1 protein-coding gene is annotated in these 632 nt (G+C 61.1%); it reads left to right on the plus strand.

What is annotated here, in order from left to right; genetic code table 11:
- Positions 1 to 135: 135 nt before the first annotated feature.
- The coding region (locus EOA28_RS37735) for an FAD-dependent oxidoreductase (RefSeq protein WP_128315948.1) at positions 136 to 632 on the plus strand (497 nt) is incomplete at its 3' end.

Raw genomic sequence — 632 nt, forward strand, 5'->3', positions numbered from 1 at the left:
GGTCTATCGAGCGGCAAGCCGTCCCGGTCGCGTCGAGCGGAGTCGGCCTGTCGAAAAGCGATGGCGCAATCTTGGCTTTGCGCTTCCCGCCTGCTCTATAGTCTGCCGCCTCGCATCATAAGGACGATAGGAAGAATGGCGGAGTATTCAGCCTTTTCGCTGCTCAAGAATGCGCTGGCCGGCAACAAGGATTGGAAGCCCGCCTGGCGCAAGCCTGACCCCAAGGCTTCCTACGATGTGATCGTCATCGGCGGTGGCGGCCACGGTCTTTCGACCGCCTATTACCTTGCCAAGGAACACGGCATCACCAACGTCGCCGTGCTGGAAAAAGGCTGGCTGGGCTCGGGCAATGTCGGCCGCAACACCACCGCCGTGCGCTCGAACTACCTCTTGCCCCAGAACACCCGCTTCTACGAGCATTCGATGAAGCTGTGGGAGAACCTCTCGCACGACCTCAACTACAACGTCATGTTCTCGCAGCGCGGCTGCCTTAACCTTGCGCACACCCCTGCCCAGCTCGACGATTATGCAAGGCGCGGCAACGCCATGCGCCATCTCGGCGTCGACGCCGAACTGATGAATGTCGAGCAGATCAAGCGACTCGTGCCGGCGCTGGATGTCTCCGGTTCGGC

The organism is Mesorhizobium sp. M2A.F.Ca.ET.067.02.1.1 (assembly GCF_004023285.1).
Classification (GTDB): domain Bacteria; phylum Pseudomonadota; class Alphaproteobacteria; order Rhizobiales; family Rhizobiaceae; genus Mesorhizobium.